Source organism: Bradyrhizobium sp. USDA 3650, assembly GCF_054057395.1.
In genome coordinates, this window is record NZ_JBSRZG010000001.1 from 148,705 (window position 1) to 163,484 (window position 14,780).

Here is a 14,780-nt window from a genome sequence, read left to right on the forward strand (position 1 = left end):
GGGACCAATGACTTTTCAGAGGATCGTCGTCGCGCTTCTGGTGCTGATCGTCGCCGGTCTCGGTGCCATCGGCTATTTCGAGTGGAAGATGGCCGTGCAGGTGCGCACCCTGAAGGCGTTCGTCGAGGGCTACGTCTTCAACGAGGCCGTGATCGCCTGCGAGCAGGCCAAGAGCTCGACGCCGTTTAAGTGGAACGGGGGCAAGAGCACCGCGGTGATCGGCCTGAACTCGGTCAAAACAGACAAATACACCGTCAGCGCCAGCTACACGCTGGTGGCGGACAGCGTCTATTGTGATTACGATCCGATCAAAAGAAAGGCCGAGATCGGCTCGAGCTTCCTGGAGCGGGAGTAACGATCCGGCCCCTATATGTGATGGGATCGTTATGAGCGGAGACCGGGCAGGGGATTATCGGATTCTGCATGAGGCTGACTTGCGGGATTATCTCGCAGGCGTTGCGGATATCGCTGCCACCCTCGGTGGCGAGCCGGCCTCCTGGTCGATCACCGAAGTCGGCGACGGCAATCTCAATCTCGTTTTCATCGTGAAGGGCGGCCGTGGCGGCGTCGCCGTGAAGCAGGCGCTGCCCTATGTCCGCCTGGTCGGCGAGGGCTGGCCGCTGCCGCTGTCCCGGGCTCATTTCGAATATCTCGCTTTGTCGCGGCAGGCCGAGCTCGCGCCCGGCCTCGTGCCGGCGCTGCTGCATCACAACGAGGCCCTGGCGCTGACGGTGATGGAGCTGCTCGAGCCCCACATCATCATGCGCAAGGGGATGGTTGCCGGTTCGCAATATCCGCGCTTTGTCGATGACATCACCACCTTCATGGCGCGGACCTTGTTCTTCACCTCCGACCTCGCGCTGTCGGCGGCGGAGAAGAAGCAAGGCATCGCCGCCTTCGCCGGCAACCATGCGCTGTGCAAGATCACCGAGGATCTGATCTTCACCGATCCCTACCGCATCGCCGAGCAGAACCGCTGGACCGCGCCGTATCTCGATGCGCTCGCCGCAGAGCTGCGCGAGGACATGGATCTGCATGTCGCGATCTCCCGGCTGAAGCTGAAGTTCATGGCGAGCCCCGAGGCGCTGCTCCACGGCGACCTGCACACCGGCTCGATCATGGTGACGGACAGCGAGACGCGGGTGATCGACCCCGAATTCGCATTCTACGGCCCAATGGGTTTCGATGTCGGCGCCGTGCTGGCCAACCTGCTGATGGCCTATTTTGCCTCCGCCGGCCATGAGCGCGTGCCGGGCGAACGGCGTGCGTTCGAAGTCTGGGTGCTGGAGACGGTCGAGCAGGTCTGGAACGCGTTCGCCCGCAAGTTCCTCGAGCTCTGGCGCGCTGGCGCCGCAGGCGATGCCTATCCCGCCTCACTCTTCGCCGGCGAGACAGGCGCGGCACGGCTGGAGGCCGAGCGGCAGGCCTACGTGCAGGGGCTGTTCGCAGACACGGTCGGCTTCGCCGCGGCAAAAACCATCCGCCGCATCTTCGGTCTCGCCCACAATATCGACTTCGAGCTGATCGAGGATCCGCGCCGGCGCGCGATCAGCGAAGCACGCGCGGTGCGGCTGGCGCGCGCGATGATGCTGGAGACGGGGGCGTTTCCGACCATTGCGGACGTTACTTCTGCAGCGCGAAAATTACGCGACTGGCAGCCGGAGTTCTAGCGGGCGTCCTCGCAAATCGGCGGGACCCGCGCGCGGCGCCCGCATACGTCAACCCCTTCAAGGCGCTTGCGTTCGACCTGCCGTGGATGATCAACTCTCGGACCAGAGCACGGCTTGCGTTGTCGGAGGGACCATGATGTTCAGGATAGTGGCGATCGTCGCGGGTCTGGGGCTGGCACTGGCCGCCACGGCCGAGGCCCAGACACCGCGCAAGGGCGGAACCATCCGCATGACCGCGCCTTATGGCTCGAGTTTCACCAGCCTGGACATTCTTACCACGCAGCGCGCCCAGGACGAGATCTACGCCAAGGCCCTGCACCGGTCGCTCTACATTTGGAATTCCGCCGAAGGCAAACCGGTTCTGGAACTCGCCAAGGAAGATGTGATCTCGGGCGGAGGTCTCGTCCACACCTTCAAGCTGCGCGACGACGCCTATTTCCACAACGGCCGCAAGATGACGGCCGACGATATCATCTGGACCTACAACCGCATCATGGACGGCACCAAGGCTTATCCCGGCGCGCGCTATGTCCGCGTGATCGAGGGCGCGGCGGCGGTCGAGAAGGGCCATGCCAAGGAGATCTCCGGCCTGAAAAAAATCGACGACTTCACGATCGAGATGAAGCTGACCGAGAAAGTCGATCCTGGCTTCTACTTCTGGAACGCGATCACGTCGATCTATCCCGCCGACGAAGCCGCCAAGGAGAGCTTCCTCCAGAAGCCGATCGGTCTTGGGCCCTTCAAATTCGTCGAGCACGTACCGGGATCGCGCATCGTCCTGGAGCGGTGGGACCGGTTCTACAAGCCCGGCAAGCCCTACGCCGACAAGATCATCGTGTCGGTGATGGGCGAGGCCGCGGCACGCGATGTCGCCTTCCGCAACAAGGAGATCGACACCTCCGTGCTGGGACCGGCGCAATATGTCGCCTATCAGAACGACGCCGACCTCAAGGGCACCGTCGTCGAAGTCGCCGAGGTCTTCACCCGCTACATGGGGATGAATCCCGCGTTCAAGCCGTTCGCCGACAAGCGGGTCCGGCAGGCGATCAACTACGCGATCGATACCGACCTGATCATCAACAAGCTGGTCAAGGGCAAGGCCTATCGCGCGACCAGCTGGCTGCCGCTGACCTCTCCCGCCTACGACAAGGCGATGAAGCCCTACGCCTTCGATCCCGCCAAGGCCAAGCAGCTGCTCGCTGACGCCGGCTATCCCACGGGCTTCGAATTCGAATGGACCACCAGCCAGAACGAGAGCTGGGGTCTGCCGATCGTCTCGGCCGTGATCCCCATGCTGGACAGGGTGGGCATCAAGGCAAAGGTCAAGCAGGTCGAGACTGCGGTGCTGGCGGAAGTGGTTCGCAGCGGCGACTACCAGGCCTTTGTCTATTCGCAGGCGACCGGACCCGATCCGCAGGCCGCCCTCAAATGCTTCCACTCGGCGACGCCGCAATCAGCCTGCAATTACATGAACTTCAAGAATGCCGAGTTCGACAAGCTGATCGACGAGGCCGGGCAGTCAGATGACGCTGCAAAGCGTACCCAGCTGCTGCAGAAGGCCAATGCGCTGCTTTACGAAGAGGCGCCGGTCTGGTTCTTCAACTACAACAAGGCGGTGATGGCCGTGCAGCCGTGGCTCAAGGGGATACAGCTGAACGCGACCGAGCTGACCCATCAGAACGTCGAAGACCTCTGGGTCGATGAGACCTCGCCCGCGAAGTGATACGCGCTCTCGCGCTCCCTCCGTCGCCATGAACGACGGAGGGAGAGAGGAAAAGTGCCGATGCTCTCGTTCCTGTTCCGCCGCCTGCTGCAGACCATTCCGACCGTGCTCGCCGTGGTGGCTCTGGTGTTCGTGCTGTTCAGCGTCGTTCCCGGCAGCATCGTCTCGTCGATGAGCGATGATGCCGATCCGCAGGTCGAGCTGCGCATGAAGAAGCAGCTCGGCCTCGACGATCCCGTCTATGTCCGTTTCGGCGCCTACATCGCCAAGCTTGCAACCGGTGATTTCGGAACCTCGTTCCGGACCCGCGAGCCTGTGACGTTCATGATCGCCAAACGGATATGGCCGACGCTCCAGCTCATCTTCACGGCCATGGCGTTTTCCGTCGTGATCGGCGTTCCCCTGGGTTTCATCGCCGCGCTCAAGCCGGGGGGCATCGTCGACACCCTGGCCATGGTCGTGGCGGTGTCAGGGCTTTCAATCGCCAAATTCTGGCTCGGACTGGTGCTGATGTATCTGTTTGCGTTGAAGCTCGGCTGGCTGCCGAGTTTCGGCTATGGCGATGGCGGTCTGAAATATCTGATCCTGCCTGCCGTGACGCTCGGCGTCTCGCCCATGGCGCTGTTCGCGCGGACGACACGCGCTGCCGTGCTCGAGATCATGACCGCCGATTTCGTCCGCACCGCGCGCTCCAAGGGCATGAGCGAGACCCGGGTCGTGAAGTGGCATGTGATGCGCAACGCGCTCGTCATCATTCTCACCACCGTCGGCCTGCAGTTCGGCGCGCTGATGGGGCAGGCGGTCGTGGTCGAGAAACTGTATTCCTGGCCGGGCATCGGCTCGCTGCTGGTCGACAGTGTCCTGCAGCGCGACATTCCGGCCGTCCAGGGCTCCATTCTCGTCGTGGTGCTGTCCTTCCTCGCCATCAATCTGCTGATCGACGTGCTCTACGGCGTGATCGATCCCAGGATCAGATACGCATGAAGCTCCGCGCCAATCTCGTCATCGGTGGCGCACTGTTCGCGCTTGCGATCCTGGTCGGCCTGCTCGCGCCCTGGCTGGCGCATACCGATCCCGTCCTGGACGCCAATCTGCTCAACGCGGAAGAGCCTCCGAGCTGGACCTGGTGGTTCGGCACCGACGACCAGGGCCGCGACATCTATTCCCGCGTCGTCTATGGCGCGCGGGTCTCGCTGACGGTCGGCATCGTCTCGCAGCTCATCAACAGCGTCATCGGCGTCGCGCTCGGCCTGAGCGCCGGCTATTGGGGCGGCTGGTGGGACGATGTCGTCAACGGCCTGACCAATCTCATGCTCGCGATTCCCTCGCTGATCTTCGCGCTGGCCATCATGGCGGTACTCGGTCCCGGCCTGACCAGCCTTCTGATCGCACTCGGCTTGACCAACTGGTCCTTCACGTGCCGGATCGCGCGGGCCTCGGCGCTGTCGCTGAGGAGCCAGGGCTATGTGCAGGCTGCGACCGTGCTCGGCTACGGCGATCTGCGCATCATGATCACCCAGCTGCTGCCGAACATGCTGGGGCCGATCGTCGTCATCGGCACGCTAGGCATGGGCAGCGCGGTGCTGTCGGAAGCTGCGTTGTCGTTCCTCGGCCTCGGCGTCCGCCCGCCGTTTCCGAGCTGGGGCAGCATGTTGTCGGACGCCCGCGACCAGATCACGACGGCGCCGTGGCTCTCGGTGTTTCCGGGGCTTGCGATCTTCCTGACGGTGCTCGGCCTCAATCTGCTCGGCGACGGCCTGCGCGACATTCTCGATCCGCAATCGCGGAGCCGGCGGACATGACCGGCGCGCCGCTGATCGAAGTCGAGGATTTGCGCATCGATCTCGACGATGGATCGCGGCGCGTTGCGGCGGCCGAGGGCATTTCATTCCGCATCGATCGCGGCGAGACCTTCGGCCTCGTCGGCGAATCCGGTTGCGGCAAGAGCATCACGGCGCTCGCCTTGATCGGCCTGTTGCGGCCGCCTTTGTCGATCGGCGGCGGCGTCATCCGGTTTGAGGGGCGGGAGATCCAGCACCTTTCAGCCGCCAGGCAACGGGAGCTGCGCGGCAATCGCATCGCCATGATCTTCCAGGAGCCGATGACGGCGCTGAACCCGGTCTCGCCGGTGGGCCGGCAGATCGCCGAGATGTTCGTGCTGCACAAGGGCAAGAGCTGGCGGGAGGCCGACAGGCTGGCGGTCGAGGCGCTGGCGAGCGTCCGCGTTCCCGCACCGGAGCGGCGGGTGAAGGACTACCCGCACCAGTTGTCGGGCGGCATGCGTCAGCGCGTGATGATCGCCATCGCGCTCGCCTGCGGTCCGGATCTCCTGATCGCCGACGAGCCGACCACGGCACTCGACGTGACCGTGCAAGCCGAAATCATCGAGCTGATGCGGAATCTGTGCGCCGAGCGAGGAACCGCAATCCTGATGATCAGCCACGATCTCGGGCTGGTCGCCAATGTCTGTCGCCGCGTGGCCGTGATGTATGCCGGCCGCATCGTCGAGGAGCGCGGCTCGGCCGATATTTTCCGGGCACCCTCGCACCCCTATACGCGAGGCCTGGTCGCCTCGTTGCCGCGGCTCGGCAGTCGCGCTGCGCTCGGCCGCACCCGGCTGATGGAGATCGCGGGTGTGGTCCCGGCCATCACGAATTTCCCCGACGGCTGCCGGTTCAATCCACGTTGCGCGCAGGCGACCGATATTTGCCGGACCACCGCGCCGGGAGCGGATTTGCTGGAGGCGGGCGGCCTGGTCAGGTGTCACCACCATGCATGAGCCGCAAGACAGGTTGGGTGAGACGCGGCCGGACGACGATGTCATTCTCAGCGTCAGGGATCTCGCGGTCCATTTTCCGCTCGGAGGCGGCCTGCTGGGGCGCGGCCGTCGGCTGCTCCGTGCCGTCGACGGCGTCGATCTCACCCTGAAGCGCGGCGAATGCCTCGGCCTCGTCGGCGAGTCCGGCTCCGGCAAGTCGACGGTCGCATTGTCGATCCTTGGACTCGTGACGCCGACGCGCGGCCGCATCGTGCTGGACGGACAGGACGTGACGAACAGGCCATCCGGCGATCGGAAGGCGCTGGCCCGCATCGTGCAGATCGTGTTTCAGGATCCCTACGCCTCGCTCAATCCGCGCCAGACCGTTCGCCGCACGCTGGAAGATCCCCTGCGGGTGCATGGCGTCACGGCCAGGAGCGAGATCGAGGACCGCGTCGCGAAGATGCTGCGGCATGTGGGCCTGCGGCCTGAGCAGGCAGACCGCTACCCGCATGAATTCTCCGGCGGCCAGCGCCAGCGCATCGGCATCGCCCGCGCCCTGATCCTCAATCCCAAAATCGTCATCTGCGACGAGCCGGTCTCGGCGCTCGATGTCTCGATCCGCGCTCAGATCATCAATCTGCTGCTGGAATTGAAGGAAACCCTCGGTCTCTCCTACATCATGATCAGCCACGATCTCGGCGTCGTCGAGCACATGAGCGACAAGGTCGCCGTGATGTATCTTGGCCGCATCGTCGAGAACGGCCACTGGCGCGAGATTTTCGAACGGCCGGCGCACCCCTACACCCAAGCCCTGATCGCTGCCATCCCCGATCCCTTGCGCCATGCACCGCTGGCGACGACAGGCGGCGATCTTCCCAATCCGCTCAATCCGCCGAACGGATGCGCGTTCAGCCCGCGCTGCCGTTATGCGGAGGCGGTGTGTCGCCGCGAGCCCGGGCCGGGGCTGGAGACACGTGCTGACGGACATGCGGTGCGATGCTGGCGAGCGGATGAGATTGCGGGGCAGGCGGCGTTGGTGTCGACCGAGGGCGAACATTTTTAGGAAGGCGTGCGGCGACCGAAGCGGAAAAGTTGGTGAGCCATCCGCTGCGTGGCCAGAAGCGGCAGTTGAGCTGCCCTCAAACACGAGCGACTGAACGCTATAGAAGGCATAGAAAGCGTCTCACGAATGTCAGCGCCGTCTGCGCCACCTCCCGCCAGCCGCTGTTTATGGGCAGCGAGCGGTCGCGTCGCGGAAGTTGGACGAACTCAGTAACAGGGTGCTTATTGTGCTTCTGCCGTTCGTAGGCGGCGCGGGTGACCGATGGCGGCACGGTGTGGTCGCGCTCGCCGGAGATCGTCAGCAGCGGTCCACGCCCGGCGGCCTCGACGTCGACGGCAGCCTCGGTCCAGACGGGCAGCTCCAGCACCCCGCGAAACGGAGCCGGTTCGATCGCCACCGTCGCAGCCGAAAGCCCGCGCCCGGCCAGGGTCTGCGCGATCAGCCCGCCAAACGAATGGCCGATCAGCGCCGGGCGGCGGTCCAGCGCCCCGGCGATGCGGGCGAAATGCGCCGCGACCTCGCCGATGGTTTCCGGTGCCGCGGCGCCGCCCAGCTCCGCCGGCCATCCGGGCGCCAACGGAGCATAGCCGGCGGCCTCGAACATTTCGGCCCATCGGTCCCACGAGCTGGGCTTCGACCACAGGCCATGGATGAAGATGACCGGCGGCTTCTGCGATGCGTTGGTCCGTTCGATCATCGCAGCGTCGACGATCTCCATGGTCATGATCAGTGGCCTTCGACCGCGAACAGGATCTCCGAAAAGCCGGTCACTGTTGCCGCGCGGTTCCAGTCCCGCTGCAGTTCGCAGATCAGCTGCACCCAGCTGGTGGGCTGGGCACCGGCTTGGACCAGGCGCAGCAGGCCGGCGTCGTGCGCCTCGCGGGAGGTGCCACCCACCGCGTCGACCACCGGATAGACTTCGAAACCCTCCTGTAGCGCGTCCAGCGCCGGGTGCACGAGGCACACCTCGGTCCAGAGCGCCGTCATGATCAGCTTCTTGCGGCCGGTGTTGCGGACTGCGGCGACGAAGTCCGCGTCCTCCCACGCGTTGATCGAGGTCCGGTCGATTGGCACGACATCCGGAAAAACATCCGATATCTGGTGGATGGTGGGTTGGTTGCGACCGGTGGCGACATTCACGGTAGCGATCACCGTCGGCAGGGCGAATAGCTTCGCGGTCCTGGCCACCGCGGTAATGTTGGCGACGAGGGTCCGCTTGGGCATCGATTGGATCGAGCTGACCTGAACTGGTTGGTAGTCGATGATCACCAAAGCCGCATTATGCGGGGTCAAAAGCTGGTCGGTCTTGGGATCGCGGATGGTGGGCAACGACGTCATCGGAATTTCCTTTGGATTTGAAGTGCTCTGGAGCAGGTCAGTGGGATGCGGGCGGAGGGACGAAAGCCGTGTCGCTGGGGCCGATCCCGGTCAGACGGACGACCGCACCCTCGGCCCGTGTGAAGGCGAAGTGCGCAACGCCGCCGGGCTCGGTGTAGAGGCCGCCTGCCGTCAATGGCTTGACCGGCGCGTCGGAAACCTTGCTGCCGTAACCGAAGTACCAGGTGCCGGAGATCACCGTGGCGAAGCGGTCGTCGCGGTGGGTGTGCGGTGCGATCGCGGTGTTCGGCGGCACGTGAACTTCGAGCACATACGGGCCGGCCTTGGCGGGGTCGCCCGAGAGCAGCACGGTACGGATAGCAGCAACTCCGGAGGTGCCGGCGCCTGCGCCGGACTGCGGCATTGCCTGCGTCTGCTCCAGCGTCAGAGCGGTCTGACCCAGGTGCCCGTTCTCCGCGGCGACGGCCCGTCCGTTGAGGAAGGCCTCGATCGCGGCCGACGTAGCCGCGGGTTGCTCCTCCATCAGCCAGTGCCCGGAGCCTCCGATGACCCGCTCCTGCACGTCGACCGCGCCGGCCTGCATCACCGCCGCCATTGCCGGGCCGAAGGATGCACCGCCCCCGATCGCGAGAACCGGCATGAGCAGCTTGCCGTGCGCCGAGAGCCAGGCGCGGTTGTCGATCGCGTCCTGATCGAAGGCGGCGAACTGGCGGAAGCCGGCGTGCATGCGCCCCGGCGCGGCGTAAAGCTGCGCGTAGTGGGCTCGGGACGCCTCCGGGAAATTGGCCGGATTCGCCGAGAACTCGTTCCAGAACCGGTCGAGATAGATCCGCTCGCGGCCGGCCACCAGGCGCTCCATATCCGGCCCGCCGAACCGGAAGTGCCACAGCAACGGGTTCTTCAGGATTTCTTCCCACGGCCCGACGCCCGGCACCGGCGCATCCATCAGCACCAGCTTCGTCACCCGCCCGGCGTGCCGTGAGGCCAGAGCGAACGCGACCATGTTGCCGATGTCGTGCGCCACGATGTCAGCGCGCGGCGCTTGCAGCGTGTTCATCACGCCGACGATGTCTTCCGCCTGATTGACCTTCTCGAAACCGGCCTCGGCGCGGGCGGAAAGGCCCATGCCCCGCAGATCGGGCACGATCACCGTGTGATTGCGAGCAAGGTTCGTCGCGAGCGGCGCCCACATGTCTCCGGTCTCGCCATAGCCATGCAGCAGCACGACCGTCGGTCCAGACCCGCCGACCCGGACGTGGAGGGTCGTGCCATTGGTCGCGACCTCTTCGGTGTGGAAGGTATTCGGGAAATCCGTGGGCCCGTCGGCCGCTGACGCGGCGGCGGTGCCGGCCAGGATGGCGAGCGCGGCTCCGGTGAGGGCAAACCGGCGAAGCTGGTCGGGGACGTTCATGGGCGATCTCCTGTGTTGGCCTTTTTCGTAGACGCAAAGCTAGACGAGGAAGATCGTTGGGATTAGCTACTACCTAGGCCAAGCATTTTTGACTGGAGCGCAAAGGTGGCAGTAGATACCGCGGACCGTGCCCGGGAACTGGAAGTGTTCTGCGCGGTCATCGACGGCGGCAGCTTCTCGGCTGCGGGCCGCGCGTTTGGACTGACGCCGTCGGCCGTGAGCCGCACTCTGGACCGGGTCGAGCAGCGGCTCGGCGTACGCTTGCTGTTGCGGACGACGCGCGCGTTGACGCCGACCGCGGAAGGCCGCGCCTATCTCAGCGCGGCCCGCCGCATTCTCGCCGATCTCGACGAAGCCGAGCAGGCGATCTCCGACCAGGGTTCGCCGCGCGGCCGCATCCGGGTCAGCGCTGCGGTCTCCCACGGGCGTCTTTGCATCGTGCCTCTGCTTGGCGAGTTCGTGCGCCGCTATCCGAACATCGTGGTCGACATCAATCTTGGCGACGGGATCGTTGACGTCGCTGCGGGGCAGGCGGATGTGGCGGTTCGCGGCGGTCCGCTGACTGACAGCGCGCTCACGGCGCGGCGCCTCAGCGAGAACGGCCGAACCATCGTCGCCTCGCCGGACTACCTGGCGCGCTGGGGCGTGCCCGAAACGCCGGAAGACCTCTACAACCACAATTGCCTGAATTTCAGTTTTCGCCGGGCCGAGCCGGTTTGGCCGTTCCGCCGGGACGGAGTCGACTTCGCCCTGAAGGTGCGAGGCGCCATCGAGGCGAACAGTGGCGAGACACTGGGCCAGCTGGCGCTCGACGGCGTCGGCATCGCCCGTGTCGGCAATTTCAGTCTCGGGGACGCGATCGCGGAGGGGCGCCTGGTCCCGCTTCTCGAACCATTCAATCCTGGTGACAAGGAGATCTTCCACGCCGTCTTCGTCGGCGGGCCGAACATGCCTGCTCGCGTCCGAGTATTCGTGGACTATCTTGTGGAGTGCATGGGCGGCAGTCGTGTTGATGGAAAATCTGGTTGGCACGCGAGGCGTGGAACGGAATCGGTTTCCACCTGACGCGACGGAGGCGGTCGACGGTTTCGGCTCTCCAGAACCTATGATGTCTGGTGCTATCGATATCCGCCAACGACGTGTGAAATGGCGTCGCGGCGAGGCTATCGATTGTCGGTCGAGCCTATCGTCTGACGCCGACCAGACGAGGACGGGGATTTGCGAGCGCCTTCCCGACGGGCAGGGCACGCAGCCATTCGCGGAAGCTGACGATCTCGGGACAATCCGCGGTACCCTCAGGCGCAATCAGCCAATCACCCAGACCTGATCCCTCATCGACCCGGTCGCAGCGATAGCCCGGATGGTGGCCAAGACTGCGGGCGATCAGCAGATCGACCTTGCCCTCGACCAATTCGTGCAGGCCACCTTCGCGAGAAACCGTGAAACCAAACGCCCCACGGGCAAAGGTCCCGTCAACGGCAGAATGAGCGTTCCCGACTGGACCGCGGCGAACCTTGAAACAGCTTCGGTAGGTACGTTGATAACCATCGAGTTCGGATCAAAAATCCGAGTCACTTGAACCGGGATGTTCGGAAACACTGCTCCAGAGATAAGTGGCACACGTCCCTTCTTACTCGCTAGTCCTTGATGAAAGCGAAGGATCTCGATGCCAGACACATCCAGGAACGGCTTTTCGACCTCGCGCGCGAAGTAGTTGTTGCACGCATCACAGACCACGCCGCGCGAGAGTACGTGCGTGAAATTTCCAAGCGATTCCGGAATGATGTGCTCAACGCTTCGGGAAGCGCTAGAGTCCCTCTTGCAGAACAAGCAGCGCATGGTCGCGCCTCTCTACGCGCTGCCCGGCGCTAGGTAGGAACGAAGGCGCTCCGTGATCGGACCGTCATCCCCAGCCGGGCGATGAACGAACAATGGGATACTCAGGGTCGCCGCAATGGCGCACGCTTGTCGGATCGCTTCGATTTGCACCAACCCAAGATGCTCGGTCAGTGGCCGCTGCCGCGTGATGTCACTCTTCCGGCGGCGCTCGATTTCTTCCGGCTTGTCTTCGAGGAACACGATTGCCTTCACGTTCATTAGACCGAAAACGCGCGGATCGATGCAGACCAGTGCGCCCGGCCTCTCGATAACCGTATGACAATCCAACACAACAAGAGGCGCCGTTTGATCGACCTGCCGCGCAAACCCTTGGACCAACAGTTGTTGGTTTTCGTCGAGATCGACCGCTCGTAGGGCATCGAGGGTTAGACTTGCGCCGTCCGTAGACGTTCGCGCTTGCTTGATCAGCGCGCTCGCCTGCAAAATTTGCATGGGAACGACGCCTTTCAAACGCGTCAGAACCGTCGACTTACCCACGCCGGAAAGCCCCGCAACGGCGACCACTGGAGGCATCATGGCGTAAATCCCAGATTGAGCCTTGGCAGTAGGGCATCGCGATGCGCTCGGCTCAACTCGAAGATCGACTGCGGCGGATGGTCCTTGATTATTCCGAAATCCTGGAGCTCGGTCAGCTCGATCGGCGGGTCTATGTACCCCGCGAGCAGATAGTTGATGACCTTAACTTGACGTTCTACCGTTGCGCGCCACTCGTTCAGCTCGATTTCGCTGTAGACAGAACGCCCACCCGTCAATTGCATAAGTTCCTTGGTTGACGCTGCCGTTGAGACTTCCTCGAAGACGCCAACGGCTGTCAACGCCTGGGATGGCGGGCTGACTGACTTGCCCTTGTAGAAGAATAGAAGCGAGCCGGCCGGCCCGAGATTCGACTGGGCTCGACAGAGATACACCTTGCGAATTGTATTACCGGGCCGCTTAGGACTGCCCGTGACACCCACCAATTCGAACAAGTCCGGCTGCGCGGGATTCTTCAAATCGGGATAGAGGGTGTCATGGTAGCCTTCCTTGATCGGGACCACGAAGGCGCGTGTATCCGGTCTGGCGATGAAACGTGGGTAATTGAGCCTATCGCGTTCGAAATCTGACACCCCCGGGGTAGCCAACAGCGGGGCGCGCGAGAACTCCTTTTCGTACACAAGCTCGCCATCGTCTTTCGCTTTGGTGTTGACGAAGCCGTAGTATTCTAGGAGATCTATCAGGGCGACCTGTTGGGAGTAGGTGGTCACATAGGCCAAATCGTAGTTGTTAGCTTGAGCGAACCAGAACACCTTTTTCAGCAGAAGTTCGCCTAACTTCACGCCCCGCTTTTCCGGCCGAACCTTGAACGTGCAAATCTTTAATATCTTGCCGGCCTTAATAGTCGCGTCCGTGTCTAACGCCGATTCTTCCTTTCGAACGATCAGGCCGGCAAGCCCATCATCGAACACGGCCCAACATGGGCGCCGTTCGCGCACGCATTTTTCACGCCACCACGTATCGAACGGCGGATAATCTTCGCGAAGGCTGTCGAAAATCTCGTCTGTCAGCTTGATCTCGTTTGCAGCGACCTCCTCCACGTAACGTACGGGCGTTTCGACCGGTTCGTAGGTGGTCCGCAAAAGCGCCACGGCGTCTGCGACGAATAGAACGCGCCGACCCAGCTCCGGTGCAGCGCGCCGGGCTCGCTCGTGAAGGCCGCGGTCCTCTGTAACGAGAAAATCGGCTGCGCCGCGTTCAATCGCATCTAAGAGCGTCGCGTCGATAATATCATTTGGCCGCGGGAACGGTCCGTACTTCCGCTCCAACTCTGCGACTTCGAGGCCACGCACCTTCTTGAGCAGCTGGAACTTTTCCAATTTGCTCAGCGAGATTTTGCGACGATCGGTGTTCTTATCGCGCTGAATGTCGTCGCGCGAGGCCTCATGACCGAGCACACCTACCTTATGCTTTGACGCAATGCTAAGGAGCGCGGCGAAGGCTGGCTGGACGGTGTGATGATCTTCGAGGCCAATGATGACGTTAGTATCAATCAGATACGTCTGAATACTCATTTTGGAGCGCCGTGCGCAGGACGGGGGTTGCGTACAAATAGGACTGGGGCGGTTCGAAGCCGAACCGGTCTCGTAGCTCGGCGAGATTCAACGGGCGTGAAAACGGCCGTGCATTGGCAATCTTGAGTGCGAAGCCTTCCTGGACACCTTCAAAGTATCCGTCAAAGTCGGCCCGTTTGATCTGTGCCATCTTGCCAAACTTCTTCCAGATTTCGCCGACCGGCGCCTTCACAACGTTATCAATTTCCGCGCTTCCCACCATCGCTCGTACTGGGGATGTCGAATAGATATAGGCAATCGTCCCGCGCGGTGCGGATGTTGGGAAGCGTCGCCGCAACTCAATAGTCTTCGTGCCATCAAAAATCCTGTCAGAATAAACTGGCCGGACGCTGAGCACTACATCTCGGGTCGGACGAAATACCTCGTCGCCGAATATGGGGAAAACCAGCTGATCTTCATCGTGGAGATCAACGTCAAATGCTCCCTCGGTTCGCAGGCTTCGCCACGCGTCCGCTTCGAAGGTTGCCTCAATCCGCAGTGTGGCGCCCAAAGCCTCAACATACTTCTGCAACGAGGAAATCTGCACATCACCCCGATGCTCAATTTTTGATATCGCGGCTTGGCCGACCTTCAATCGTTCTGCCAGATCGTTCTGCGTCAGTCCCGCAAACGTTCGCAATGTTCGCAGCGAATTGCCAACAACTCGACCAAGATCACTCCCGTTCATGCGAACTGCACTTACGACTTTTCTGTTCAATTTTGGCATGAAACTCCCTCGTTGGGATCAACTTTTACGCGAGTCGAATATTCCTTACAAGGAATATTGCTTCTGCGCTCTGGGCGATACCTGCCTACCTTCGGGCGAAG

At 62.9% G+C, this 14,780-nt stretch carries 14 protein-coding genes and 2 pseudogenes; 8 read left to right on the plus strand and 8 right to left on the minus strand.

Annotated elements, in window-relative coordinates:
• Nucleotides 1–7 precede the first annotated feature (7 nt).
• The 7 genes from ACVIN2_RS00730 to ACVIN2_RS00760 all read left to right on the plus strand — a co-directional run bounded on the left by ACVIN2_RS00730 (nt 8) and on the right by ACVIN2_RS00760 (nt 7,217).
• Nucleotides 8–355, plus strand: coding sequence for a hypothetical protein (locus tag ACVIN2_RS00730; protein WP_007603574.1), 348 nt, complete (start codon nt 8–10; stop codon nt 353–355).
• A 31-nt stretch (nt 356–386) separates the two neighbouring features.
• Nucleotides 387–1,670, plus strand: a complete 1,284-nt coding sequence (gene mtnK, locus ACVIN2_RS00735; RefSeq protein WP_456764102.1) for an S-methyl-5-thioribose kinase — start codon at nt 387–389, stop codon at nt 1,668–1,670.
• A gap of 133 nt (nt 1,671–1,803) precedes the next feature.
• Entirely contained in the window at nt 1,804–3,393 is a 1,590-nt protein-coding gene (locus tag ACVIN2_RS00740; RefSeq protein WP_456764103.1) for an ABC transporter substrate-binding protein, read from the plus strand.
• 60 nt (nt 3,394–3,453) lie between these two features.
• Entirely contained in the window at nt 3,454–4,377 is a 924-nt protein-coding gene (locus ACVIN2_RS00745; protein ID WP_085384783.1) for an ABC transporter permease, read from the plus strand.
• Complete coding sequence (locus ACVIN2_RS00750) at nt 4,374–5,195, plus strand: ABC transporter permease (RefSeq protein ID WP_027518234.1); 822 nt, start codon at nt 4,374–4,376, stop codon at nt 5,193–5,195. Before ACVIN2_RS00745 ends, ACVIN2_RS00750 begins: the two co-directional genes overlap by 4 nt.
• Entirely contained in the window at nt 5,192–6,172 is a 981-nt protein-coding gene (locus ACVIN2_RS00755; RefSeq protein WP_456764104.1) for an ABC transporter ATP-binding protein, read from the plus strand. The genes ACVIN2_RS00750 and ACVIN2_RS00755 overlap by 4 nt, the downstream gene beginning before the upstream one ends.
• Nucleotides 6,165–7,217 carry an ABC transporter ATP-binding protein gene (locus ACVIN2_RS00760; protein ID WP_456764105.1) on the plus strand — a complete coding sequence of 351 codons (1,053 nt, stop codon included), beginning with the start codon at nt 6,165–6,167 and terminating at the stop codon, nt 7,215–7,217. The genes ACVIN2_RS00755 and ACVIN2_RS00760 overlap by 8 nt, the downstream gene beginning before the upstream one ends.
• 97 nt (nt 7,218–7,314) lie before the next feature.
• Here the strand turns inward: ACVIN2_RS00760 and ACVIN2_RS00765 are convergent, their stop codons facing one another.
• The 3 genes and pseudogenes from ACVIN2_RS00765 to ACVIN2_RS00775 form a co-directional block, all read right to left on the minus strand.
• Nucleotides 7,315–7,941, minus strand: a complete 627-nt coding sequence (locus ACVIN2_RS00765; RefSeq protein WP_456764106.1) for an alpha/beta hydrolase — start codon at nt 7,939–7,941, stop codon at nt 7,315–7,317.
• 2 nt (nt 7,942–7,943) lie between these two features.
• Nucleotides 7,944–8,555, minus strand: a complete 612-nt coding sequence (locus ACVIN2_RS00770; protein ID WP_456764107.1) for a hydrolase — start codon at nt 8,553–8,555, stop codon at nt 7,944–7,946.
• A 466-nt stretch (nt 8,556–9,021) separates the two neighbouring features.
• A pseudogene (locus ACVIN2_RS00775) lies at nt 9,022–9,966 on the minus strand (alpha/beta fold hydrolase); the annotation flags it as partial.
• Nucleotides 9,967–10,071: 105 nt separating this feature from the next.
• Here ACVIN2_RS00775 and ACVIN2_RS00780 point away from each other — a divergent pair.
• Entirely contained in the window at nt 10,072–11,031 is a 960-nt protein-coding gene (locus ACVIN2_RS00780) for a LysR family transcriptional regulator (RefSeq protein ID WP_456764108.1), read from the plus strand.
• A gap of 118 nt (nt 11,032–11,149) precedes the next feature.
• Here ACVIN2_RS00780 and ACVIN2_RS00785 read toward each other — a convergent pair.
• From ACVIN2_RS00785 to ACVIN2_RS00805, 5 genes and pseudogenes are all read right to left on the minus strand, one after another.
• Nucleotides 11,150–11,395 (minus strand): annotated as a pseudogene (locus ACVIN2_RS00785) (LysR family transcriptional regulator); the annotation flags it as partial.
• Nucleotides 11,350–11,805 (minus strand): HNH endonuclease, encoded by a 456-nt coding sequence (locus ACVIN2_RS00790; protein ID WP_456764109.1) that lies wholly within the window; start codon nt 11,803–11,805, stop codon nt 11,350–11,352. The pseudogene ACVIN2_RS00785 and the gene ACVIN2_RS00790, both read right to left, overlap by 46 nt.
• 12 nt (nt 11,806–11,817) lie before the next feature.
• A complete protein-coding gene (locus ACVIN2_RS00795) occupies nt 11,818–12,381 on the minus strand; it encodes an ATP-binding protein (protein ID WP_456764110.1) in 564 nt (187 codons plus the stop codon).
• Nucleotides 12,378–13,913 (minus strand): GNAT family N-acetyltransferase, encoded by a 1,536-nt coding sequence (locus ACVIN2_RS00800; RefSeq protein ID WP_456764111.1) that lies wholly within the window; start codon nt 13,911–13,913, stop codon nt 12,378–12,380. Before ACVIN2_RS00800 ends, ACVIN2_RS00795 begins: the two co-directional genes overlap by 4 nt.
• Nucleotides 13,888–14,679 carry a helix-turn-helix domain-containing protein gene (locus ACVIN2_RS00805; protein ID WP_456764112.1) on the minus strand — a complete coding sequence of 264 codons (792 nt, stop codon included), beginning with the start codon at nt 14,677–14,679 and terminating at the stop codon, nt 13,888–13,890. Before ACVIN2_RS00805 ends, ACVIN2_RS00800 begins: the two co-directional genes overlap by 26 nt.
• Nucleotides 14,680–14,780 lie beyond the last annotated feature (101 nt).